Here is a 23,610-nt window from a genome sequence, read left to right as displayed (position 1 = left end):
TGCAAGCAAGCCAGATTACTTGCTGCCGAAAACGCGGTTTTCCTGCTCCGCTACGCGGATGAAGGTGGTACGTTTGGTCAGCTCTTTCAGACGTTCTGCACCGACATACGTACAGGCAGAACGCAGGCCGCCCAAGATGTCACGAACGGTAAACTCAACCTCACCGCGCAAAGGCAGCTTAACGGTTTTGCCTTCTGCTGCCCGGTACTCAGCAACGCCACCAACATGGCGTTTCATGGCTGACTCGGAGCTCATGCCGTAGAACAGCATGAATTTCTCACCGTTCTCTTCCACAACGGTCCCTTCGCACTCGTCGTGGCCGGCCAACATGCCGCCTAACATGACAAAGTCCGCACCGCCACCAAAGGCTTTCGCGACATCACCCGGCACGGAACAACCACCGTCGCTGACAATCTGGCCACCAAGGCCATGTGCCGCATCGGCGCACTCGATCACTGCAGACAGTTGCGGATAGCCAACGCCCGTTTTCACTCGGGTGGTGCAAACTGAGCCCGGGCCAATACCGACTTTAACGATATCAGCACCGGACAGGATCAGTTCTTCAACCATTTCGCCAGTGACGACGTTACCGGCACAAATCACATGTTTTGGACAGGCCTCACGCGCTTTCTGTAAGAAAGCGACAAAATGCTCTGAGTAACCATTAGCCACGTCGATACAGATAAACTTCAGCCCCGGAGACAGAGCCAAAATCTGCTGCATCTTCACAAAATCGGCGTCGGAGGTACCGGTTGAAACCATAACGTGGCGCAGCACTGAGGCCGGGACGCGTTGCACAAAAGCGGCCCATTGCTCAACGGTGTAGTGTTTGTGTACGGCAGTGAGAACGTCGAAGGAAGCCAGGGCCTCTGCCATGCTGAAGGTGCCGACTGAGTCCATGTTGGCGGCAATAATTGGCACACCGGACCAGCTCAAGCCAGAATGTTTGAAGGTAAACTGACGTTCCAGCTCAACCTCTGAACGGCTTTTCAGCGTAGAACGTTTAGGACGGATCAGCACATCTTTAAAGCCTAACTTCAAATCTTCTTCAATACGCATGACTAATGATTTCCTGGTTTATGGCGACGGATCGCAGAGAGTATTCGAACCTATACCCTATAAAGTTGAAGTTTCAGCCAGCAACGCTGTAACTTGAAGAATGGCGGGTATAGATTAATGCCAGTTCCAGTGACGCTATCATACGCGCTAATAATCCCCGGACAAGACTGCGAATTCTCGATTATTTACGCTACAATCCGACAAATTTACCTGCGAAACCGCAATGTGAGCTCCCGCTCATTTTTCCTTTCTGGCTGCGGTTTTTATCAACGTACAACGCTAGCGACCAGACAAGCGCCACCTGCTGACTTGCACTTCTGCGCGATCGCTTTATGATTCGTCTATTATTTTTTTATGAATACCAGGTGCATTTCCTACCATGGCCTACATTGTTGCGTTGACAGGAGGTATCGGCAGCGGTAAATCAACCGTAGCGGATGCCTTTGCACGCCACGGCGTGACGGTGGTCGACGCTGACGTCATTGCGCGGCAAGTTGTTGAGCCAGGCACCCCGGCTCTGGCAACCATCGCCGATCGTTTTGGTAATGAAATGTTGCAGCCTGACGGCACACTTAACCGTGCTGCACTGCGTCAGCGTATCTTCAGTAACCCTGATGAAAAACGCTGGCTAAACCAACTGCTGCACCCGCTGATTCATCAGGAAACCCAACGCCAATTGGCGCAAGTCACTAGCCCCTATGCACTTTGGGTCGTACCACTGCTGGTGGAGAATAACCTGCAGGCGCGTGCTGACCGCGTGTTGGTGGTCGACGTTGACAGTGAAACTCAGTTGGCCAGAACCATTGCCCGCGACGGTATCAGCCGTCAGCAGGCGCAGAACATACTGTCCGCACAGGTCACGCGTGAACAGCGTCTGGCCGCTGCTGATGACATAATTGATAATAGCGGCGCTGCTCAGGGGATAGAGCCATTAGTTGCCGCACTGCATCGCCGTTACCTTGAGCTGGCGGCATCAGCGACCCGACAGGATTAAACTGAATGAGTGATGTTTCCCCAAGCGTTCTTTTTGAACACCCGTTGAATGAAAAAATGCGCACCTGGTTGCGTATGGAGTTTTTACTGCAACAGTTGCACGGCCAGCGCGCATTGAGTGAAACAGCCATCGCCTTGACGTTCTTCCGTACCATTGCCGATCTGCTGGACGTACTGGAACGTGGCGAAGTACGCACTGAGTTACTGAAAGAGCTGGAACGTCAGCAGCAAAAACTGCTGGCATGGTCCGATGTGCCGGGCGTTGATATGTCGCTGGTGGATCAGTTGCGCAACCAGTTAAAACACTGTGCCGCCGCCCTGATGTCCGCCCCGCGCCTCGGACAATCGCTGCGTGAAGACCGGCTGATTAGTCTCGTGCGTCAACGTCTAAGCATCCCTGGCGGTTGTTGCAGTTTTGACTTACCAACGTTGCACATGTGGATGCATGCGCCTCAGCAGGAACGGAATGACGACGTGAGTCAGTGGCTGCAAACGCTCGAACCGCTGAACCAGGCACTGACCATGGTGCTGGATCTTATTCGCCAATCCGGGTCATTTCGCAATCAAATCAGCCTGAATGGCTTCTTCCAGGATAACGCTGAAGGGGCCGATCTGTTGCGCTTGCGCATCAACCTGGCCCACCAGCTTTACCCACAGATTTCTGGCCACAAGACGCGCTATGCGATCCGCTTTCTGCCGCTGGACAGTGAGTTTGGCACAGTGCCGGAGCGATTAACCTTTGAGTTGGCCTGTTGTTAATCCAATGAAATAAAAACCTTTCATACGTTGGAAGGGTGTAAGGAACTGATATGACGACCGTAGTGAAATGCCCAACCTGTGGCAAAGGCGTGGTTTGGGGTGAAGTCAGCCCATTCCGCCCATTTTGCAGCAAACGCTGTCAGCTGATTGATCTGGGCGAATGGGCTGATGAAGAAAAACGCATTCCCAGCAGCAGTGATTTGTCAGAAAGCGAAGACTGGAGCGAGGCAGACGATCGCTGATCGTCGTGCTTACCGGCCTGGCATTTACCAGGCCGGCTGCTTTACTGCGCAGCGTTAGCCTGCGCCACCAGCAGTTTAATAATACTGACATTGGCTTCTGGGAAGTCTTCCTCCCGTAAATCAGCCTGCTTCACCCAGCGCATTGGCTGCCCTTCACGGCCAAACGGCTCGCCCGCCCAGCTCCCCACCAAATAAAAATTCAACGTCACGATACGATCGCTAAAGCGGTGCTCAAGGACTTCCAGCAGCTCTGCACGTTCGGCCTCAATGCCGGTCTCCTCCAGCAGCTCACGCTTAAGCGCCTGTTCCGCCGTCTCACCCTGCTCAATCTTACCGCCTGGAAACTCCCAAAAACCGGCCATATGTGAATCGGCCGCTCGCCGGGTAATAAAGATTTCCTGCTGGGCGTTACGAATGATGCCGACAGCAATGTTCAGGTGTTTCATCGCATTCTCCTGATTGATTCATTCATTAGGGCCGCAGTTCGCCCCAAAAAACAGGGGTTCAGCATGCTGAACCCCTGGGTTTTATTGGTTACACACCGCCGGATTTACTTCTGCAGACGGCCGTGGCACTGCTTGTATTTTTTACCGGAACCGCAAGGGCAAGGATCGTTACGGCCAACTTTGCGTTCTGCGCTCGCTGGTGCATCAGGATCTTCGGTAACAAGCGCGTTTTCTTCGTAATGGCTCAACTGTTGCTGTTTAGCCAGGCGCTCAGCTTCTTCGCGGCGTTGCTGTTCCAGTGCTTCAACCTCTTCCGGCATCCGCACCTGCACTTTGCTCAGCACGCTGATCACTTCATGTTTCAGTGACTCAAGCATGGTCGCAAACATGTTGAAAGACTCACGTTTGTATTCCTGCTTAGGATCTTTTTGCGCATAACCACGCAGGTGGATACCCTGGCGCAAGTAGTCCATGGCCGCAAGATGCTCTTTCCACAGTGAGTCCAGCGTTTGCAGCATCACGCCTTTTTCGAAGTTGCGCATCATCTCGGCGCCAACAACTTCTTCTTTACGTTTGTACTCTTCTTTGGCTGTTTCCAGAATACGCTCACGCAGCGTTTCTTCGTGTAGCTCTGGCTCTTTATCCAACCATTCTGCAATTGGCATATCCAGATCGAAGTCGTTCTTCAGGCGTTCGGTCAGCCCCTGAACATCCCACTCTTCTTCCAGTGACTCTGGCTGAATGTAAGCGTCGATAGTGGTTTTGAACACATCTTCACGAATGCTGCTGATGGTTTCGCTAACGTCAGACACGTCCAGCAGCTCGTTACGCTGGCTGTAGATAGCACGGCGCTGATCGTTGGCCACATCATCGTATTCAAGCAGCTGTTTACGGATATCAAAGTTACGGCTTTCCACTTTGCGCTGTGCGTTGGCAATGGCTTTGGTGACCCACGGGTGCTCAATGGCCTCACCTTCTTTCATGCCCAGTTTGCGCATCATGTTGGAAACGCGATCAGAGGCGAAAATGCGCATCAGAGCATCTTCCATCGACAGGTAGAAACGGGATGAACCGGCGTCCCCCTGACGACCAGAACGGCCACGCAGCTGGTTATCGATACGGCGAGATTCATGACGCTCGGTACCAATAATGTGTAAGCCACCTGCGGCTAACACGGCATCATGGCGAATTTTCCAGGCCTCTTTAATTGCAGCAATTTGTTCTTCAGTTGGATCTTCCAACTGGGCAATCTCTGCTTGCCAGCTGCCGCCCAAGACGATATCGGTACCACGACCCGCCATGTTGGTGGCGATAGTAACCGCTGACGTCTGCCCGGCTTGCGCAACAATATCCGCTTCCATGGCGTGGAACTTGGCGTTCAACACCTTATGGGCAATACCGGCCTTCTCGAGTTCACGCGAAACCACTTCAGATTTCTCGATTGAAATCGTACCAACCAGTACTGGTTGGCCGTTGGCGGTACGCTCACGAATGTCTTCAATGATAGCGCCAATCTTCTCCAGTTCAGTCATGTAGACCAAATCAGGCATATCTTTACGCAACATTGGGCGGTTAGTCGGCACCACAATGGTATCGAGCTTATAGATAGAGCTGAATTCGAAGGCTTCGGTATCGGCAGTACCGGTCATCCCGGCCAGCTTCTCGTACAAGCGGAAGTAGTTCTGGAAGGTGATCGATGCCAGCGTTTGGTTCTCGTTCTGGATTTCCACGCCTTCTTTGGCTTCAACTGCCTGATGCAGACCATCAGACCAGCGACGACCGTGCATAGTACGACCGGTGTGTTCATCAACGATGATGACTTCACCGTCTTTTACGATGTAGTCAACGTCACGGGTGAACAGTACATGGGCGCGTAACGCAGCCGTTACGTGGTGCATCAGCATAATGTTGGTTGGTGAGTACAGTGACTCCCCCTCCTCCATAATGCCGGCGTCCATCAGCATTTCTTCGATCAGGATCAGACCGCGTTCGGTCAGGTGTACCTGACGCGCTTTCTCGTCAACCGAGAAGTGGCCTTCGCCCTGGAAGGTATCTGAGTCTTCTTTTTCCTGACGAATCAGTTTAGGAATCAGTTTGTTAACCTTGATATACATCTCCGAGCTGTCTTCAGCCGGACCCGATATGATCAAAGGAGTACGCGCTTCATCGATCAGGATGGAGTCAACCTCATCCACCAACGCATAGTGCAGCTTACGCTGAACGCGTTCTTCAGGGCTGAATGCCATGTTGTCGCGCAGGTAGTCAAAACCGTATTCGTTGTTGGTACCGTAGGTAATGTCTGCGGCATAGGCCTCACGCTTAGCCGGTGCTGGCATACCTGGCAGGTTAATGCCGATGCTCAGACCGAGGAATTCGAACAATGGACGGTTGTTTTCGGCGTCACGTTGTGCCAGATAGTCGTTCACGGTGACCACGTGCACACCACGGCCACTCAAGGCGTTCAGGTAAGCCGGCAGGGTTGCGGTCAGAGTTTTACCTTCACCAGTACGCATCTCTGCAATACAGCGATCATTCAGTACCATACCGCCCAACAGCTGTACGTCGAAGTGACGCATGCCGAATACGCGCTTACTGGCCTCACGCACGACCGCGAAAGCTTCCGGCAGCAGGTTTTCCAACACTTCGCCCTTTTCCAGGCGAGCACGAAACTCGTTGGTTTTGGCTTTCAGTTCGTCATCGGACAGTTTTTCCATGTCCGGTTCCATCTGGTTGATCAGCTCAACCGATTTGCGCATGCGGCGCAGCGTACGATCGTTACGGCTACCAAAAACTTTGGTCAATAATTTCACTAACATGATGTTTGATATCTCTGTCATGACGGCCAACACAGGCAGTCAATTTGCTGTTATTTTTTAGGTTTTTTGTCGCCCGGCGGGCAAAAAATCAGATTAGGGCAGCGGGCCCGGCGCGAATTCCCTGCACCTGTGCGAGCCACAACCCGGTCTGATGCTGCGCAAAGGCAGGCAGTACGGCATGGTGGGTATCACGAATGATGGTTGGCGGCTTCGGCTCATGCGTCAGCAGCGCGTTAAGCGTAGAAAGCAGCGCCAGTTGCGCTACCTGCAAAGGGGGTTCAGCCACTTCCGCTTCGTTTTCCTGCACGCGCGCATAGACGGCCTGCGGCGCAAGAGCAAAAGAAAGGTGACGAATGACGGTGCGAAGCGCATGCTGGTGCCAGTAATCGACACTGAAGGTCGGGCGGCGATGCGCTTCTTGCAGTAACGCCAGGCTCTTAAAGGCATTACTGGCGGAATTTTGCCGGTTCAGGCTGGACGAGGTGCTCGGCAGAGCGGCTTGATCAGGTGCGCCGGACAGATTTGAAGGTACGCCAAGCGTGGCCGCAACCATCCCTAACAGGAGATGGGGCCAGAAATAACGTCTGCCAAATTGTCGCCAACGATTTAGAATACCGATCACGAGTTTATTATCCGCCGGAGCCCATTATGCGCGATAGCCGTCCACAATTATTAGATTCCCTGTTCGACGACGCGTCTGCAGAAGACAAAGGGCCGCTGCATAACGTCCAGCAACGCGCAGTGGCGCTGCTTAAGCTTAACCGTGCAGTGAAAGGTCTGTTACCGGTTCAACTGCATCCTTGGTGCCGCGTCGCGAATTTCCGACAGGGTATTTTAGTGCTAGAAACGGCAAATGCCAGCTGGATGATGCGCCTACGCTACGAACAACCGGCTTTATTATCTGCACTACGAGCGCAAATTCTACCATCATTGTCGTCGATCGACATCAGGATTAATCCGGCCTTGATGGCAAAAGGGAGCAACCTTGCGCAGAGCACCGCAAAAAATGCAGGAAATGCACAGCCGAGCGCACCGATGCGTCATCTGAGTCAGGAAAGTGCTAAAGAATTAAGGGGATTGGCGAGCAGAAGCCCAGAAAAACTGCGCAAGATATTGGAACGACTGGCGTCGTTGGCCGGAGAGAGTGCCAACGCGACCAGTCGTGATAAGTAATCAGCGGTATCGACTTATGCCAATACGGTAGACGGAGCTTTGAATGCCAGTGGCATTTCTGCTTCGTCCTGGAAAGTGACGTATTCCCACGCTTCCTGTTTTGCCAGAACGGCTTGCAGCAGCTTGTTGTTCAGCGCATGGCCAGACTTGTACGCGGTAAACGCGCCAATGATGTTGTGGCCGCACATGAACAGATCGCCGATAGCATCCAGCATTTTGTGACGAACAAATTCGTCTTCAAAACGCAGGCCATCTTCGTTCAGAACGCGATAGTCATCTACCACGATGGCGCAGTCAAAGCTGCCGCCCAACGCCAAACCACGCGACTGTAAGTATTCAATGTCACGCATAAAACCGAATGTACGCGCACGGCTGATTTGGCGCACGAACGAGTCGGCAGAGAAATCCAGGCGGTAGCGTTGCGTACTGGCGTCGATCGCCGGGTGGTTGAAGTCGATGGTGAAGTCCAGGCGGAACCCGTTATGCGGGGACAGCTCAGCCCACTTGTCGCCATCTTCAACACGCACGGTGTCTTTCAGACGCAGGAATTTCTTCGCAGAGTTCAGTTCTTCGATGCCGGCATCCAGCAACAGGAAGACGAACGGGCTAGCACTACCGTCCATGATTGGGATCTCGGCGGCGTCAACTTCGATAACGATGTTGTCGATGCCCAACCCAGCCAGCGCGGCATTAAGATGCTCAACGGTAGAAATACGCACGTCATGCTCATTCACCAGGCAAGTACAGAGCATGGTATCACGCACGGATTTTGCATCAGCCGGAAAATCAACCGGTGGATTCAAGTCAGTGCGACGATAGATGACCCCGGTATTAGCCGCCGCGGGGCGCATTGTCAGCGTGACTTTCTTGCCGGTATGCAAACCGACACCCGTCGCCTGAACAATACGTTTTAATGTCCTTTGTTTGATCATCGTTTTATCTCGCAATGTTATCAATCCTACCGACCAAGCATACAGCATGGCCGGCGGGACAGTTTAGCACAAAGAGCGGAGATTCCAAATTCTCAGGATATTCTTAGTCTGCCTGCTTACGCAGGAAAGCAGGAATATCAAGATAGTCGGGCTCTTTATTAGGCTGCGCAGTCGGATCGTTAACTACCTTGGCGGCAGGTTTCACTTCCTGCGGCAACGGCGACATGCCGTGCTGCTGGTAGCGATGATCCATCACTGGCTGGCTAGCCTGTTTGTTGGTCACCAGCGTGATTTCTGGACGTTTGTCCATGCCGATACCCGTCGCAACCACGGTCACGCGCAGTTCGTCGTTCATTTCCGGATCCAATGAGGTACCGATAACCACGGTGGCATTGTCGGAAGCGAAAGCACGAATGGTGTTACCCACGGTTTCGAACTCATCCAGACGCAGGTCAAAGCCTGCGGTGATGTTGACCAGCACGCCGCGAGCACCGGACAGGTCGATGTCTTCCAGCAGTGGGCTGGAGATCGCCATTTCCGCCGCTTCTTCAGCACGGTCTTCACCGCAGGCAACGCCAGAACCCATCATCGCATAGCCCATTTCGGACATCACGGTGCGCACGTCAGCGAAGTCGACGTTCATCAGGCCTGGACGGGTGATCAGTTCGGCAATACCCTGCACCGCACCTTTCAGTACGTCGTTGGCCGCGCCGAACGCGTCCAGCAGAGAAATGCCACGACCCAGAACTTTCAACAACTTGTCGTTCGGGATAGTGATCAATGAGTCCACGTGTTTGGACAATTCTGCGATACCCTGCTCAGCGAATGCCATGCGTTTCTTGCCTTCAAAATTGAAAGGCTTAGTCACCACGGCCACTGTCAGAATACCCAAATCTTTAGCCACTTCAGCAACAACTGGCGCTGCACCGGTACCGGTACCGCCGCCCATGCCGGCTGCAATGAAGACCATGTCTGCACCATCCAGTGCGGCGCGCAGGGCTTCACGGTCTTCTTCCGCTGAATTGCGACCCACTTCAGGGTTCGCGCCTGCCCCCAGACCTTTGGTAATACCGCTACCGATCTGGATGGTTTGGCCAACTGCCGTTTTACGAAGCGCCTGAGCGTCTGTATTAACGGCAAAGAATTCAACACCTTCGATGCGCTCGCGCACCATGTGTTCAACGGCGTTGCCACCGCCACCGCCGACGCCGATGACTTTAATCACCGCGTCATTGGTTAGTTCCATTGGTTCAAACATAGTTTCTCTCCGTTTTGTGCCTGTCGCTGCGAGATCATAAAAAGATTACTCAGCATGATCTCTTTGTTGAAACATTAAAACTCTTTTCTCAGCCAGCTATTGATGCGTTTAAACCAATTGCCCACTGAGGCGCGTTTTTCTACTTCTGCCTCACCACTCAGGTGAGACTCTTTTCCATAGTGCAGCAGACCTACCGCCGTAGAGTAGTAAGGCTCCTGCGCATAATCCGTCAGACCCGTGATGTTCAAGGGTTGGCCGATGCGTACCTGGGTGTGGAACACCCGTTGCGCACAAGCTGCCAGGCCATCAATTTGGGCAGCGCCACCGGTCAGCACAATACCTGCTGCCAAATGATGCTTCACCCCTTGCTGACGCAGTTGCTCCTGCAATTGCAAAATTTCATCGTTAACCAGATTCAACAGTTCGGTGTAGCGTGGCTCAATAACTTCAGCCAGTGTCTGTCTTTGCAGACTACGAGGAGGACGCCCCCCAACGCTTGGCACCTCTACACTTTCATCCTTGCTAACAATCGACCCAAGCGCACAGCCGTGTCGAACTTTGATCGCTTCCGCATCTGTCGGCGGCGTGCCGAAGGCGTAGGCGATATCGCTGGTGACCACGTTCCCGGCGTAAGGGATCACTTTGGTGTGGCGCAACGCACCGCCGGTGTACACCGCCATATCCATGGTGCCGCCGCCGATATCCACCACACAAACACCGAGTTCGCGCTCATCTTCGGTCAGGACTGCATAGCTGGCAGCCAAACCGGCGAAAATAAGTTGGTCTACTTTCAGACCGCAACGTTCTACTGCTTTAACAATGTTCTTCGCCATGTCGTTATGACAGGTGATCAGATGCACCTTGGCTTGCATACGCACGCCGGACAACCCAACGGGGTTTTTGATGCCTTCCTGATAATCGATAGCGTATTCCTGAGGGATGACGTGCAGGATGCGGTGTTCGTCACGCACGCGTACCGATTTAGCGGTATGCACTACGTTCTCGACATCTTCCTGTGTCACTTCCTCTTCGGAAATAGGAACCATCCCTATTTCGTTCTGGCAACTGATGTGTTTACCCGATAATGCGAGGTAAACCGAAGAAATCTGACAATCAGCCATCAATTCGGCCTGATCGATAGCGCGCTGTACGCACTTCACTACCGACTCAAGGTCGTTAACGCCACCCTTATCCATACCGCGAGACGGGCAGCTGCCCACCCCGATAATGTTGACCATGCCATCGGGCAGAACTTCCCCTACTAATGCGGAGACTTTTGCAGTACCGATCTCCAGCCCAACTACCAGTTTTCTGTCCGTCGACTTGATCATTGTTGTTTTGCCTGTGCCTGATTCTGTTGCTGATTACTGTTTTGCTGATCGCCTGCTGCCTGCGGGTCGATAAACACTGGGGCCCAACCTACCGATGCGCCGGACTCATAACGTAAGTCGACATAGCTGACTCGCTTACTCTGAGCCTGCCCCTGCTGCTGCAATACCGGGTAAAGCTCGATAAAGCGCTGCAGGCGTCCGGTGCGATCGTCGCGTCCCAGCTCCAGCCGAACATCATTATCCAAAGCCAGCTGCCAGGAATGGCGGGCACTCATGGCCGCCATTTTCAGCGTATATTTGCTGGCTGCTAGCATGCTGCTCATGGCCCGATAACCTTCCAGAACATCCTGTTCGCTCCCTTCCGGACCATAGAGCAGCGGCAATTTTTGTTTGCCAATTCGTTCTGCTGGCACGCTGAAGGACTTGCCTTCGGCATCCACCATGTGCAAATCATTCCAGCGCGCTACCGGGACATATTCCACCAGGTGGATTTTCAGCTCATCCGGCCATTGCTTGCGCACGCTGGCCTGCTTGATCCACGGCAGGCGTTCAATCTGCTGCTGGATGATATCCACATCCTGCGTCATGAACGTACCCGGCGATCCCAACGCCAAAATTGCCTGGCGAATATCGTCGTTGGTGGTGTAGTGACGTTCACCGGTCACCACCAGTCGTGACAGCGGCAGGCGGCTGGCATCTTTCATCCAGCCAATCACCGCCCAGCCACTCCACAGGATCGTTCCCAACACCATCAGCAGGAAAATCATTCCCGCTAATTGGGTTCCATTGCTGCGGCGCGGGTTATTATCCACCTCGCGTTCACGCGCATTCAGGGCAGCTTGCGACATATCAGTCGGCCAATTCCAAAATTCTCGCTACCAGCTGCGAGAAGCTTAAACCAGATTGGCGCGCTGCCATCGGCACCAGGCTATGACTGGTCATGCCCGGCGAGGTATTCACCTCAAGCAGATAGAAGCTGCCATCGCTATCCTGCATCACATCCACGCGGCCCCAGCCGCTGCAGTCCAGCCCACGGTAGGCGCGTAACGCCAGAGCAGCCATTTCGGCTTCCTGTTCCGCCCCTAGGCCACTCGGACAGAAATACTGCGTATCGTCCGAAATATACTTGGCCTGATAGTCATAAAACACGCCAGCCGGTTGAATACGGATTGAAGGCAATACCTGATCGCCCAACATTGCAACCGTGTATTCCGGGCCGCTCAGCCACTTTTCGACCAGCACGTCGTCGTCATGGCGGAAAGCCTCTTCCAGCGCCCCTTCAAGAGTGGCACGCTCAGTGACTTTGCTCATGCCAACGCTCGATCCTTCACGACTCGGCTTGACGATCAGCGGTAGGCCCAGAGCGTCGATGCGAGCAATCAGCGCAGACTTCTCCGCACCAACATACTGCTTACGGTTCAGTGCCACATAAGGTGCCACCGGTAAACCCATCGACTGCCACACCATCTTGGTGCGCCATTTGTCCATGGTCAGTGCCGACGCCATCACGCCACTGCCGGTATAAGGGAGCTCAAGAAACTCCAGCATCCCCTGCAGAGTCCCGTCTTCACCACCGCGGCCATGCAGCGCGATAAATACTTTGGTAAACCCGTGCTCTTTCAGCTGGGTTACCGGGAAGTCACGAATATCGATGCCATGCGCATCAATACCGGCTTCACGTAATCCGGCCAGGACGGCGGCACCAGATTGCAATGACACTTCACGTTCAGCGGAGGTACCACCCAGCAGTACGGCAACTTTATCGGCCATGGTGTTCCTCCTCTTTTTTCTGCGGCTGCAGCTTAAGCTCGGCCAGTTTTCGAGCCACCTTGCCCACGTTACCGGCACCTTGCACCAATACCAGGTCATCTGCTTGCAGCAACTGCGCCAAGGTTTCCGGCACGGTGTCTGGATCGGAAACCAAAATCGGATCCAACTTGCCACGGCTGCGGATAGTGCGGCACAGCGATCGGCTGTCCGCCCCTGGGATTGCCGTTTCGCCCGCGGAGTACACGTCCAGCATCAACAGCACATCCACCTGCGACAATACGTTAGCAAAGTCGTCGTACAAATCACGGGTACGGGTATAACGATGCGGCTGGAAAATCATAACCAATCGTTTATCCGGCCAACCCGCGCGCGCTGCTTTCAGCGTAGCGTCCACTTCTGTTGGGTGGTGGCCATAATCGTCCACCAGCATTGCGGTACCCTCTTTGCCGTTAACCGGCGTCAGCGGGAACTCGCCCAAGAAATCGAAGCGGCGACCGGTGCCCTGGAAACCTGCCAGCGCACGCAGGATATCTGCGTCATCGATCCCTTCTTCTGTCGCTACCGCCACTGCCGCTGCCGCATTCAACGCATTGTGGCGACCCGGTGCATTCAAGGTCACCGTCAACAACGGCTTGTCCTGACGGTTCAGCGTAAAGTGGCCCTGTGGCCCAACCTGGCGATAGTTTTCGATGCGAACATCAGCGTCTTCGCTAAAACCGTAAGTGGTGATATGGCGACCCACACGCGGCAGCAATTCACGCACTACGGGGTCATCAACACACATCACCGCACGGCCGTAGAACGGCAGATTGTGCAAGAAATTAATAAACGTCTGCTTCAAGTTTTCGAAGTCGCCTTGGTAAGTCTCCATATGGTCGGCTTCGATATTGGTGACAATCGCCACCATCGGCTGCAGATGCAGGAACGACGCGTCGCTTTCATCCGCTTCCGCGATCAGATAACGGCTGGACCCCAGACGTGCATGGGTACCCGCCGCTTTCACCAGCCCACCGTTGACAAAGGTCGGATCCAGGCCAGCTTCAGCATAAATGCTCGATACCATTGCCGTGGTGGTGGTCTTGCCGTGCGTACCGGCCACGGCAATGCCGTGGCGGAAACGCATCAGTTCGGCCAGCATTTCCGCGCGGCGGATCACCGGAATACGCGCCTCACGCGCGGCAACAATTTCCGGGTTGTCGGCAGAGATGGCGGTAGAAACCACCACTACGCTGGCATCCAACACATTCTCCGGGCGGTGATGGAAGTAAATCGTCGCCCCGAGCGCACTCAACTGTTGGGTTACCGGGTTTGGCGCCAGGTCAGAACCGCTGATTTGATAACCTTCGTTAGCCAACACTTCGGCGATACCACCCATGCCGGCGCCACCGATGCCGACAAAGTGAATGTGCCGGACGCGTCGCATCTCGGGCACGATAGTACGTAGTTTCGCCAGTTGTTGTGTATTCATCACTCTCTCTAATCCGGGTCCGGCATACCGGGCCCCTACATGACATTCTTTAATTCAGGCCCGGTGTACCGAACCCCTGCATATTATTTAGCGACTCGCACCAGCTCCGCCGCTACGCGTTCAGTGGCGTCAGGAATGGCTACCGCGCGGGCCTTCTCGGCCATCGCCAGCAACGTCGGACGATCCCAGCTTGCCAGCAGCTCCGCCACCACATCGGCGTTGAACTGCGGCTGCTCGATAATCTTCGCCGCACCGGCTTCTTCCAGCGGACGGGCATTCCAATACTGTTGACGGTCTTTATGCTGGAATGGCACAAAGATCGCCGGCAGGCCTGCTGCTGCGATCTCACTGACGGTCAGAGCACCGGAACGGCACACCACAACATCAGCCCAGGCGTAAGCAGCGGCCATGTCATCAATAAACTCGGTCACCTTATGCTGTGTCTGCCCTACCCTCTCGTAGTCGCGCAGCACAGTTTCCAGAGCCCCTTTGCCCACCTGATGCCAGAGCGTTATTTTATCGCCCAATCTCGCTGCGACTTCAGGAACTGTCTGATTCAGCACCCGAGCCCCCTGACTTCCGCCAATCACCAACACACGAATCGGCCCTTCACGCCCGTTCAGTCGCTCTGCCGGTAGCGGCAATGCCAGTACATCGGTACGGACTGGGTTACCCACAACCGCCGCGTTCGGAAACGCACCAGGGAACGCCTGCAAAACGGTTTTGGCAATGCGCGCCAACCAGCGGTTGGTCAGGCCAGCAATGCCGTTTTGCTCATGCAGCACCACCGGAATGCCGCACATCCATGCAGCCAAACCGCCGGGGCCAGAAACATAACCGCCCATGCCCAGCACCACGTCCGGCTGGTAACTGCGCATAATCGCTTTCGCTTGGCGTACAGCATGCCAGATACGCAGTGGTGCGCTCAGCTGGGCTTTCAGCCCTTTGCCGCGCAGGCCAGAAATACGGATGAAATCAATCTCGATCCCGTGCTTTGGCACCAGATCGGCTTCCATTCGGTCTGCGGTTCCAAGCCAGCGCACCTGCCAGCCTTGCGCCATCAGATGATGAGCGACCGCCAGCCCCGGGAACACGTGCCCGCCGGTACCGCCTGCCATCACCATTAAACGCTTAGGTTTCCCGCTCATCCCTTACCTCTTCACAAACGCCTGGGCTTTAGCCAGACGCGTTTCATAATCAATACGCAACAACAGCACGATTGCCGTCGACATAATTAACAGGCTCGAACCACCGTAGCTTATCAGCGGCAACGTCAGACCTTTGGTCGGCAACATACCGGCTGCGGCACCAACGTTTACTAACGCCTGGAAGCTAAACCACACGCCAATTGAACAGGCCAAAAAGCCGGAAAAGCGCTGATCCAGCTCCAACGCGCGGCGGCCAATCGACATCGCACGAAAAGCGACGCAGAATACCATTAACAATGCGAAAACCACACCGATATAGCCCAGTTCTTCGCCTAAAATCGAGAAGATAAAGTCGGTGTGTGCTTCCGGCAAATACTCAAGTTTCTGCACCGAATTGCCCAGCCCTTGCCCCCAGAATTCGCCGCGACCAAAGGCCATCAGAGACTGAGTCAACTGGTAACCGCTGCCGAACGGATCGGCCCAGGGATTCCAGAACGACGTCACACGACGCATACGGTAAGGTTCTGCAATGATCAGCAGCACCACCGCAAAAGCACCGGAGCCGATAATCGCCAGGAACTGCCACATTTTGGCACCGGCCAGGAACAGCATCGCCAACGTAGTGATAAACAGCACCACCACCGTACCGAGGTCTGGCTGTGCCAACAGCAACACGGCCAACACGACCATGACGCCCATCGGTTTGCAGAAGCCCCAGAAGTTGCTACGCACCTCTTCAACCTTACGGACCAGGTAGCTCGCCAGATAACAGAACAGCGACAGCTTGGACAGCTCCGCCGGCTGAATACGCAACGGTCCCAGCGCGATCCAACGCGATGCCCCGTTTACCGAGCTACCCACCACCAATACGATCAACAGCATCACAATCGACATCAACAGCATGACATTGCTGTAGCGCTGCCAGACTTCCATCGGAATACGCAGCGTCACCATCGACAAGCCAAACGCCAACCCGAGATACAAGGCATCACGCTTCGCGAACAGGAAAGGATCGTCCGCCAGACGTTGGCCGATCGGCATTGACGCCGACGTCACCATCACAAAACCGACAATGGCTAACCCGAAGGTCAGCCATAACAGGGTACGGTCATACAGCACCATATTGACCGAGTCGTTATCGCGCGACCCCGCGACCCAGTTCTTAAACAGCTCAGTCAGCCCGAAGTTCGGCAAGCGTAGTCTCATCCGCCGAGCTCCTGTGCCAAGCGGGCGAACTCGTCACCGCGCACTTCAAAATTACGGAACTGGTCCAGGCTGGCACACGCCGGTGACAACAGCACCATATCGCCAGATTGCACCCGGCCGGCAATCGCCTGCATCGCCTGCTCCATGGTATCGGTCAGCGTAGCGACCTCCGGCCGCAGTTGCGCTAACTGCTCACCGTCACGACCAAAGCAGTACAGACGGACATTATCGCCTTGCAGGTACCGCGCCAACGGGGAGAAATCGGCAGATTTACCATCACCACCCAGCAACAGGTGAAGTGTCCCATCCACCTGCAAACCATTCAGCGCCGCTTCGGTACTGCCAACGTTGGTTGCTTTAGAATCATTGATCCAGCGTACGCCGTTATGTTCCCATGCCAGTTGGAAGCGGTGCGCCAATCCGGTAAAGGTCGTTAACGCCTTCAGGCTGGAAGCCCGTGGGATATTCACCGCATCAGCCAATGCCAACGCTGCCAGCGCATTGGTATAGTTATGACGGCCGGTCAGCTTCATCTCGCGCGTGTTTAAAATTTTCTCTCCGCGAACCCGTAGCCAAGTCTCGCCCTGCTGACGGTTCAGGTGATAATCACCCACATCCGCACCAAAGCTAACGCAGCGCTCATCAGCACCGCGCACAGGCATGGTCAGCGCATCGTCCGCGTTCACCACGCAGACTTCCGCATTTTCATAGACACGCAGCTTGGCGGCACGGTACTGCTGCAGGCCAAACGGGTAGCGATCCATATGATCTTCGGTGACATTCAAAATGGTCGCTGCAGTCGCATGCAGGCTGGACGTGGTTTCCAGTTGGAAGCTCGACAGCTCCAGCACATACAGTTGGCACTCTTGGCGTAACAGGCTCAGTGCAGGCAGCCCGATATTGCCGCCGACGCCCACCGCCCAACCGGCTGCTTTTGCCATCTCGCCCACCAGGGTGGTAACCGTGCTTTTGCCGTTGGAACCCGTGATGGCAACGATCGGTGCCTGGGCTTCGCGGCAAAACAGCTCAACATCGCCAACGACTTCAACGCCAGCGTCCACCGCAGCGCTCAACGCCGGGGTCGCCAACGCCATGCCCGGGCTGGCGACGATCAAATCCGCCGCCAACAGCCAGTCCTGATGCAAATCGCCCAGATGGCGCTCTACGCTGTCGGGCAGCTTATCCAGCCCTGGCGGTGATACGCGGGTATCCATAACGCGTGGCGTCACGCCGCGCGCCATAAAGAAATCAACACAGGACAGGCCGGTGAGGCCCAACCCGATGATGACAACTTTTTTACCCTGATAGTCTGCCATGATTACCGCACCTTCAGCGTCGCCAGGCCAATCAGCACCAGCATCAGCGAAATAATCCAGAAGCGCACGATCACGCGTGGTTCCGGCCAGCCTTTCAATTCATAGTGGTGGTGAATCGGTGCCATACGGAAAATACGTTGCCCGCGCAGCTTGAACGATCCCACCTGCAAAATGACCGACAGCGTTTCAACCACGAACACGCCGCCCATAATCAGTAACAGGAACTCCTGGCGCAGCAGCACCGCAATGGTGCCCAGTGCGCCGCCCAATGCCAGTGAACCGACATCGCCCATGAAGACTTGAGCCGGGTAGGTGTTGAACCACAAGAAGCCCAGGCCAGCACCGACAATGGCGGTACAGACAATCACAAGCTCACCGGCGTGGCGCAGATACGGAATGTGCAGGTAGTTGGCGAAGTTCATGTTACCGGTCGCCCAAGCCACCAGCGCAAAGCCCGCGGCGACGAACACCGTTGGCATAATCGCCAAGCCATCCAGCCCATCGGTCAGGTTGACCGCATTGCTGGTCCCCACAATCACAAAGTACGCCAGCAACACGTATAACAGGCCGAGTTGCGGCATGATGTCCTTAAAGAACGGCACAACCAGCTCGGTGGCTGGCGTGTCTTTTCCTACGGCATACATGGCGAAAGCAACCACCAGCGCAATCACCGATTGCCAGAAGTATTTCCAACGTGCAATCAGCCCCTTGGTGTCTTTGCGTACTACCTTGCGATAGTCATCAACAAAACCAACGATGCCATACCCCACCAGTACGAACAGCACGCACCACACGTAAGGGTTGGACGGGTAAGCCCACATCAAGACTGAAACAGTGATGGAGGTCAGAATCATGATGCCGCCCATGGTCGGCGTACCACGTTTGCTGAAATGCGACTCTGGGCCGTCGTTACGCACGACCTGGCCAAAGGACATTTCCTGCAGGCGTTTAATCACCCGCGGCCCCATCCACAGGGAAAGGAACAGCGCGGTCAGCAGGCTGACAATGGCTCGGAACGTCAGGTAGGAAAAGACGTTGAAGCCGGAATAATATTTGACCAAATGCTCGGCCAGCCAAACTAACATGGTGCTTTCTCCTGTAACGCGCGTACTACCTGCTCCATTGCGGCACTACGTGAACCCTTGATTAACACGGTAATTACCGCATGTTCTGACAGTAATTCCGCCACGCGCGCGATCACTGCTGCCTTATCCTGAAAATGTTCGCCGTTACCGGAGGCATCAATCAGCGCCTGGCTTAACGGCCCCACACCCAGCACTTTATCGACTCCCGCCATCCGAGCAGCTTCGCCCACCTGACGGTGACATTCTTCAGCTTCCGCCCCTAACTCTGCCATATCCCCAACCACCATCACCCGGTAGCCGGGCATTTCTGCCAGTACCTGCGCTGCAGCGGTCATGGAACCGACGTTGGCGTTATAGCTGTCATCGAGCAGCAGTTGATGTTCAGAAAGCGCAATCGGGAACAAACGCCCCGGTACTGCCTGTAAATTTGTTAACCCTTGACGCACAGCCTCAAGCGATGCGCCTGCCGACATGGCCAGCGCCGCTGCGGCCAACGCATTGGCGACGTTATGACGGCCCGGCAGCGGCAGCGCGATAGGCGCGGTACCGAATGGGCTGTGCAGCGTAAACTGCGTCCCCTTGCCATTCACCTGCACATCGCTGGCGAAGAAATCGACACCTTCCGCCGCCTGCGGTGAGAAACGCCAGACGGTTTTGCCGCTCAGCGTGCTCTGCCAGTGTGGCCAGTCGTTATTGTCGGCGTTGATGATCCCCACGCCGTCAGCCGGCAAACCGGCAAAGATTTCGCCTTTTGCCTGAGCGACGCCGGCCAAAGAGCCGAAGCCTTCCAGGTGCGCAGCTGCCAGGTTATTCACCAGAGCCGTCTGTGGACGGGTTAATGCCGTGGTGTAAGCAATCTCGCCAATATGGTTCGCGCCCAGCTCAATCACGGCAAAGTCATGCTGCGGTTGCAAACGCAACAGCGTCAACGGCACACCAATGTCATTGTTGAAATTACCGGCGGTATAGAGCACCTCACCGCACTCACGCAAAATGGCCGCCGCCATTTCTTTCACCGAGGTCTTGCCCGATGAGCCGGTTAACGCCACGACGCGAGTGGGCACCTGTTGGCGTACCCATGCTGCGAGCTGCCCCAATGCCAAACGCGTGTCTTTCACCACCAGTTGCGGAACATCTACCATTAAGCGCTTACTGACCAACAAAGCGCCCGCACCTGCGGCAACCGCATCAACAGCAAAATCATGCGCGTCGAAACGCTCACCTTTCAATGCCACAAACAGGCAACCAGCGGTCACCTGACGGGTATCTGTCGTCACCTCAACGATTTGGCAATCGGCGCCGATCAACTCAGCGTCCAATACATCGGCCAGTGTCCGAAGGGAGACAGGAATCATGCCAGTACCCCCAGAAGACGTGCGACGGTGGTACGATCGGAGTAATCCAGACGGCGATTTCCAACCAGTTGGTAGTCCTCGTGGCCTTTGCCTGCCACCAACACCACATCGTGTTCTTTTGCTTGCATAATGGCGCTGGTGACCGCTTCAGCGCGGCCATGGATGACTAAGGCGCTCCCTGCGTCCAGCAGTCCAGTCAAAATATCTTTGATGATCGCTTGCGGTTCTTCGGTACGCGGGTTGTCGTCGGTCACGACCACACGATCGGCAAATTGCTCAGCAATGCCGCCCATCAACGGACGTTTGCCTTTGTCGCGATCGCCGCCGCAGCCGAAGACACACCACAATTGCCCTGCGCAGTGCAGACGTGCGGCTTCCAGCGCTTTTTCCAGCGCGTCTGGAGTGTGGGCATAATCGACCACAACTGTCGGTTTACCCGGTGCGTTAAACACTTCCATACGGCCACAAACCGGTTGCAGCTCCTGGCCGGTTGCCACTAACTCGTCCAGCGGATAACCCAGCGACAACAGGGTTGCCAATGCCAACAACAAGTTACTGACGTTGAAAGCGCCCATCAGACGGCTTTCAATCTGACCATCACCCCAACTTGAGCTGAAGTGGATAGTGGCACCGTTATCGTGATAATTGACGGTGGTCGTTTTCAACCAACGGCCATGGCAACCTGGCTGCAGATTATCCTGCATGGTCACGGCGACCGCGTCCGGCAACTTACTCAGCCAGCGCTGACCAACTTCGTCATCCGCATTAATAATCGCCTGGCCCACTTCGTGGCTCGCGAACAGCGACCACTTGGCCGCTTCGTAATTGGCCATGTCACCGTGGTAATCCAGGTGGTCACGGCTCAGGTTGGTGAATACCGCAGCAGCAAACGGCAGCGCCGCCACGCGGTTTTGCACCAACCCGTGAGAAGAAACTTCCATCGCAGCGAAGGTGGCGCCGCGATCGACCAGCTCGTTTAGCACGTGTTGAACATCTACCGCAGAGCCGGTGGTATTCTCGGTTGGGCACACTTGGCCCAGCAAGCCATTACCAACGGTACCCATTACGGCGCTGGTTTCACCCAGCAGCTGGCCCCACTGAGCCAGCAATTGAGTCGTGGTGGTCTTGCCGTTGGTACCGGTAACGCCGACCAAGCGCAGACGCTCCGCCGGTTCATGGTAAAAACGCCCGGCCAGTGCGGACAGACGTTGATTGAGTTGGCTCAGATAAATCACCGGCACGCCATGCATTTCCGTGATAGCGCCGTCTTCTGCCTGTCCTTCGGCTTCGGCAATCACAGCGGCAACACCCTGCGCGATAGCCTGCGGAATATAGCGGCGTCCATCCGTCTGATGGCCGACAACGGCGACAAACAGATCCCCGGCAGCCGCAATACGGCTGTCTAATGTCATTTCCCGCAGCGCGCGCCCGGGCGCCGTCGGCACCCACGGAGCGAGTAAGTCGCGCAAATTACGATCGGCCACCTGAACCCTCTTTTCTGTTAATTACAAAATCGCTTTTCTCTGTGGTGGGCAACGCATCCGGTTCAACGTTCATGGTGCGTAATACGCCACCCATGATCGCGCCAAACACCGGTGCGGAGATCGCACCACCGTAGTATTTCCCACCCTGCGGGTCATTGATCACCACCACCAGAGCGAAACGGGGATTACTGGCTGGCGCAACGCCAGCGGTATAAGCGATGTATCTATTGACGTATTGACCGTCCGGGCCAACCTTTTTGGCTGTACCGGTTTTGATGGCGATACGGTAGCCCTTGATCGCGGCTTTCACCCCACCGCCGCCCGGTAAGGCAACGCTTTCCATCATGTGTACGACGGTGCGCACCAGAGGCTCAGGGAAGACACGCTCACCGGCAACCGGTGGATCAACTTTGGTAATCGACAGCGGACGATAAACGCCCAGACTGCCGATCGTTGCGTAGACTCGCGCTAACTGTAACGGGGTTACCATTAGCCCATAGCCGAAAGAGAAGGTGGCCCTCTCTATGTCAGACCACCGTTGTTTTTTTGGGTATATGCCACTGCTTTCTCCGACCAGCCCCAAATTGGTCGCTTTTCCCAATCCAAAACGAGAGTAAGTATCTACTAACGCTGAGGACGGCATCGATAACGCCAGCCGTGAAACGCCGACGTTACTCGACTTCTGCAAGACCCCGGTCAGGGAGAGTTCCGCGTAACGCGCAACGTCCCTGATTTCCTTGCCGTTGATACGGTAAGGGACGGTATTCAGCACGCTGTTTTCTTTCACAATGCCGTGCTGCAATGCCGTCATGACCACCATGGGTTTCACGGTGGATCCAGGCTCAAAAATATCGGTGATAGCACGGTTACGCATGGTTTCTTTCGGCGTACCGGCCATATTGTTCGGGTTGTAAGAGGGGCTGTTGGCCATCGCCAACACTTCGCCGGTGTTCACATCCACCAGTACCGCGGTACCAGATTCAGCCTTGTTGAACGCCACAGCGTTGTTCAGCTCACGATAAACCAGCGCTTGCAGGCGCTCATCAACACTCAGAACCAGGTTATGCGCGGCCTGGCTGTCAACTGAAGAGATGTCTTCAATCACTCGGCCATAACGGTCTTTACGCACGGTCCTTTCGCCCGGTTGCCCGGTCAGCCAGCGATCGAAGCTCTTCTCAACGCCTTCAATCCCCTGCCCGTCAATGTTGGTTACGCCGATAATATGCGAAGTCACCTGGCCGGAAGGATAGTAGCGCCGTGATTCCTGACGCAGATAAATCCCCGGCAGTTTCAGTTTGTGGATGTAATCGCCGATCGCCGGGTTTACCTGGCGCGCCAGATAGACAAAGCGCCCCTTGGGGTTAGCATTAATGCGGGTAGAAAGCTGATCCAGCGGGATATTCAGCGCATCAGACAGTGCCTTCCAACGGCTGTCCAGCGTAATGCCACCGCGCTCATTCAGTTCTTTCGGATCAGCCCAGATAGCATTTACCGGGACACTCACCGCCAACGGACGGCCTGAGCGATCGCTGATCATACCGCGTGACGTCGGGACTTCCTGCACGCGCAGTGAACGCATGTCGCCTTCTTTCACCAGGCGGTCTGGGTTAATCACCTGCAAATAAGCCACGCGCAGCATCAACCCTACCAACGCCAGCAAAATACAGCCGCACAGCAACGCAAAACGCCAGCTTACAAAGCTGGCTTGATCTTCCTGGCGTTTCAACTTACCGGGCCGTGCTGCTTTCATGCGTTCCCTTTCTACTCCG

21 protein-coding genes are annotated in these 23,610 nt (G+C 55.2%); 4 read left to right on the top strand and 17 right to left on the bottom strand.

Annotation, left to right across the window (positions count from 1 at the left end):
- Positions 1-15: 15 nt before the first annotated feature.
- Positions 16-1,059, bottom strand: coding sequence for a GMP reductase (locus JOE25_RS11115; protein ID WP_209635095.1), 1,044 nt, complete (start codon positions 1,057-1,059; stop codon positions 16-18).
- A gap of 379 nt (positions 1,060-1,438) precedes the next feature.
- Between JOE25_RS11115 and coaE the strand changes: the two genes are divergently transcribed.
- From coaE to yacG, 3 genes are read left to right on the top strand one after another with little or no spacing between them, the layout of a single operon-like run.
- Positions 1,439-2,053 carry a dephospho-CoA kinase gene (coaE, locus tag JOE25_RS11110; RefSeq protein WP_209635093.1) on the top strand — a complete coding sequence of 205 codons (615 nt, stop codon included), beginning with the start codon at positions 1,439-1,441 and terminating at the stop codon, positions 2,051-2,053.
- A 5-nt stretch (positions 2,054-2,058) separates the two neighbouring features.
- A complete protein-coding gene (zapD, locus tag JOE25_RS11105; protein WP_209635091.1) occupies positions 2,059-2,811 on the top strand; it encodes a cell division protein ZapD in 753 nt (250 codons plus the stop codon).
- Positions 2,812-2,861: 50 nt separating this feature from the next.
- Positions 2,862-3,053, top strand: a complete 192-nt coding sequence (yacG, locus tag JOE25_RS11100) for a DNA gyrase inhibitor YacG (RefSeq protein ID WP_037426075.1) — start codon at positions 2,862-2,864, stop codon at positions 3,051-3,053.
- A 41-nt stretch (positions 3,054-3,094) separates the two neighbouring features.
- Here yacG and mutT read toward each other — a convergent pair whose 3' ends face one another.
- The 3 genes from mutT to secM form a co-directional block, all read right to left on the bottom strand.
- On the bottom strand, positions 3,095-3,499 hold the full coding sequence (gene mutT, locus JOE25_RS11095) for an 8-oxo-dGTP diphosphatase MutT (RefSeq protein WP_209635089.1): 405 nt from the start codon (positions 3,497-3,499) through the stop codon (positions 3,095-3,097).
- A 104-nt stretch (positions 3,500-3,603) separates the two neighbouring features.
- Positions 3,604-6,315, bottom strand: a complete 2,712-nt coding sequence (gene secA, locus JOE25_RS11090) for a preprotein translocase subunit SecA (RefSeq protein ID WP_209635087.1) — start codon at positions 6,313-6,315, stop codon at positions 3,604-3,606.
- 88 nt (positions 6,316-6,403) lie between these two features.
- Positions 6,404-6,937 (bottom strand): secA translation cis-regulator SecM, encoded by a 534-nt coding sequence (gene secM, locus JOE25_RS11085; RefSeq protein WP_209635085.1) that lies wholly within the window; start codon positions 6,935-6,937, stop codon positions 6,404-6,406.
- Between the two features lie 26 nt (positions 6,938-6,963).
- Between secM and JOE25_RS11080 the strand changes: the two genes are divergently transcribed.
- The gene (locus JOE25_RS11080) at positions 6,964-7,488 is read left to right on the top strand and encodes a DUF721 domain-containing protein (RefSeq protein WP_209635083.1); all 525 of its coding nucleotides are present in this window, start codon (positions 6,964-6,966) and stop codon (positions 7,486-7,488) included.
- 14 nt (positions 7,489-7,502) lie between these two features.
- Here JOE25_RS11080 and lpxC read toward each other — a convergent pair whose 3' ends face one another.
- The 13 genes from lpxC to JOE25_RS11015 form a co-directional block, all read right to left on the bottom strand.
- Entirely contained in the window at positions 7,503-8,420 is a 918-nt protein-coding gene (lpxC, locus tag JOE25_RS11075) for a UDP-3-O-acyl-N-acetylglucosamine deacetylase (protein ID WP_037426060.1), read from the bottom strand.
- Positions 8,421-8,523: 103 nt separating this feature from the next.
- A complete protein-coding gene (ftsZ, locus tag JOE25_RS11070; RefSeq protein WP_004950150.1) occupies positions 8,524-9,678 on the bottom strand; it encodes a cell division protein FtsZ in 1,155 nt (384 codons plus the stop codon).
- A gap of 74 nt (positions 9,679-9,752) precedes the next feature.
- Complete coding sequence (gene ftsA, locus JOE25_RS11065) at positions 9,753-11,009, bottom strand: cell division protein FtsA (RefSeq protein WP_004950148.1); 1,257 nt, start codon at positions 11,007-11,009, stop codon at positions 9,753-9,755.
- Positions 11,006-11,857 carry a cell division protein FtsQ gene (gene ftsQ, locus JOE25_RS11060; RefSeq protein WP_209635081.1) on the bottom strand — a complete coding sequence of 284 codons (852 nt, stop codon included), beginning with the start codon at positions 11,855-11,857 and terminating at the stop codon, positions 11,006-11,008. The genes ftsA and ftsQ overlap by 4 nt, the downstream gene beginning before the upstream one ends.
- Position 11,858: 1 nt before the next feature.
- Positions 11,859-12,779, bottom strand: coding sequence for a D-alanine--D-alanine ligase (locus JOE25_RS11055; protein WP_209635078.1), 921 nt, complete (start codon positions 12,777-12,779; stop codon positions 11,859-11,861).
- Entirely contained in the window at positions 12,769-14,247 is a 1,479-nt protein-coding gene (murC, locus tag JOE25_RS11050) for a UDP-N-acetylmuramate--L-alanine ligase (protein WP_209635076.1), read from the bottom strand. The genes JOE25_RS11055 and murC overlap by 11 nt, the downstream gene beginning before the upstream one ends.
- A gap of 83 nt (positions 14,248-14,330) precedes the next feature.
- Positions 14,331-15,395 (bottom strand): undecaprenyldiphospho-muramoylpentapeptide beta-N-acetylglucosaminyltransferase, encoded by a 1,065-nt coding sequence (gene murG / locus JOE25_RS11045; protein ID WP_209635074.1) that lies wholly within the window; start codon positions 15,393-15,395, stop codon positions 14,331-14,333.
- A 3-nt stretch (positions 15,396-15,398) separates the two neighbouring features.
- Positions 15,399-16,601 (bottom strand): cell division protein FtsW, encoded by a 1,203-nt coding sequence (gene ftsW / locus JOE25_RS11040; protein ID WP_209635072.1) that lies wholly within the window; start codon positions 16,599-16,601, stop codon positions 15,399-15,401.
- The gene (gene murD, locus JOE25_RS11035; RefSeq protein ID WP_209635070.1) at positions 16,598-17,917 is read right to left on the bottom strand and encodes a UDP-N-acetylmuramoyl-L-alanine--D-glutamate ligase; all 1,320 of its coding nucleotides are present in this window, start codon (positions 17,915-17,917) and stop codon (positions 16,598-16,600) included. The genes ftsW and murD overlap by 4 nt, the downstream gene beginning before the upstream one ends.
- Positions 17,918-17,919: 2 nt before the next feature.
- The gene (gene mraY / locus JOE25_RS11030; RefSeq protein ID WP_012005208.1) at positions 17,920-19,002 is read right to left on the bottom strand and encodes a phospho-N-acetylmuramoyl-pentapeptide-transferase; all 1,083 of its coding nucleotides are present in this window, start codon (positions 19,000-19,002) and stop codon (positions 17,920-17,922) included.
- Positions 18,996-20,357 (bottom strand): UDP-N-acetylmuramoyl-tripeptide--D-alanyl-D-alanine ligase, encoded by a 1,362-nt coding sequence (murF, locus tag JOE25_RS11025; protein ID WP_209635068.1) that lies wholly within the window; start codon positions 20,355-20,357, stop codon positions 18,996-18,998. Before murF ends, mraY begins: the two co-directional genes overlap by 7 nt.
- Positions 20,354-21,841 (bottom strand): UDP-N-acetylmuramoyl-L-alanyl-D-glutamate--2,6-diaminopimelate ligase, encoded by a 1,488-nt coding sequence (gene murE / locus JOE25_RS11020; RefSeq protein ID WP_209635066.1) that lies wholly within the window; start codon positions 21,839-21,841, stop codon positions 20,354-20,356. The genes murF and murE overlap by 4 nt, the downstream gene beginning before the upstream one ends.
- Entirely contained in the window at positions 21,828-23,591 is a 1,764-nt protein-coding gene (locus JOE25_RS11015; RefSeq protein WP_209635064.1) for a peptidoglycan glycosyltransferase FtsI, read from the bottom strand. The genes murE and JOE25_RS11015 overlap by 14 nt, the downstream gene beginning before the upstream one ends.
- Positions 23,592-23,610 lie beyond the last annotated feature (19 nt).

Source organism: Serratia sp. PL17 (assembly GCF_017832355.1).
Classification (GTDB): Bacteria; Pseudomonadota; Gammaproteobacteria; order Enterobacterales; family Enterobacteriaceae; genus Serratia.
Note: the sequence above shows the minus strand (reverse complement) of the source record. Positions and strands in the feature narration are given on the sequence as shown.

Coding starts and splice junctions, on each gene's coding strand:
- JOE25_RS11115 (WP_209635095.1), bottom strand. CDS start 1,059: ATGCGTATTGAAGAAGATTTGAAGTTAGGCTTTAAAGATGTGCTGATC.
- coaE (WP_209635093.1), top strand. CDS start 1,439: ATGGCCTACATTGTTGCGTTGACAGGAGGTATCGGCAGCGGTAAATCA.
- zapD (WP_209635091.1), top strand. CDS start 2,059: ATGAGTGATGTTTCCCCAAGCGTTCTTTTTGAACACCCGTTGAATGAA.
- yacG (WP_037426075.1), top strand. CDS start 2,862: ATGACGACCGTAGTGAAATGCCCAACCTGTGGCAAAGGCGTGGTTTGG.
- mutT (WP_209635089.1), bottom strand. CDS start 3,499: ATGAAACACCTGAACATTGCTGTCGGCATCATTCGTAACGCCCAGCAG.
- secA (WP_209635087.1), bottom strand. CDS start 6,315: ATGTTAGTGAAATTATTGACCAAAGTTTTTGGTAGCCGTAACGATCGT.
- JOE25_RS11080 (WP_209635083.1), top strand. CDS start 6,964: ATGCGCGATAGCCGTCCACAATTATTAGATTCCCTGTTCGACGACGCG.
- lpxC (WP_037426060.1), bottom strand. CDS start 8,420: ATGATCAAACAAAGGACATTAAAACGTATTGTTCAGGCGACGGGTGTC.
- ftsZ (WP_004950150.1), bottom strand. CDS start 9,678: ATGTTTGAACCAATGGAACTAACCAATGACGCGGTGATTAAAGTCATC.
- ftsA (WP_004950148.1), bottom strand. CDS start 11,009: ATGATCAAGTCGACGGACAGAAAACTGGTAGTTGGGCTGGAGATCGGT.
- ftsQ (WP_209635081.1), bottom strand. CDS start 11,857: ATGTCGCAAGCTGCCCTGAATGCGCGTGAACGCGAGGTGGATAATAAC.
- JOE25_RS11055 (WP_209635078.1), bottom strand. CDS start 12,779: ATGGCCGATAAAGTTGCCGTACTGCTGGGTGGTACCTCCGCTGAACGT.
- murC (WP_209635076.1), bottom strand. CDS start 14,247: ATGAATACACAACAACTGGCGAAACTACGTACTATCGTGCCCGAGATG.
- murG (WP_209635074.1), bottom strand. CDS start 15,395: ATGAGCGGGAAACCTAAGCGTTTAATGGTGATGGCAGGCGGTACCGGC.
- ftsW (WP_209635072.1), bottom strand. CDS start 16,601: ATGAGACTACGCTTGCCGAACTTCGGGCTGACTGAGCTGTTTAAGAAC.
- murD (WP_209635070.1), bottom strand. CDS start 17,917: ATGGCAGACTATCAGGGTAAAAAAGTTGTCATCATCGGGTTGGGCCTC.
- mraY (WP_012005208.1), bottom strand. CDS start 19,002: ATGTTAGTTTGGCTGGCCGAGCATTTGGTCAAATATTATTCCGGCTTC.
- murF (WP_209635068.1), bottom strand. CDS start 20,357: ATGATTCCTGTCTCCCTTCGGACACTGGCCGATGTATTGGACGCTGAG.
- JOE25_RS11015 (WP_209635064.1), bottom strand. CDS start 23,591: ATGAAAGCAGCACGGCCCGGTAAGTTGAAACGCCAGGAAGATCAAGCC.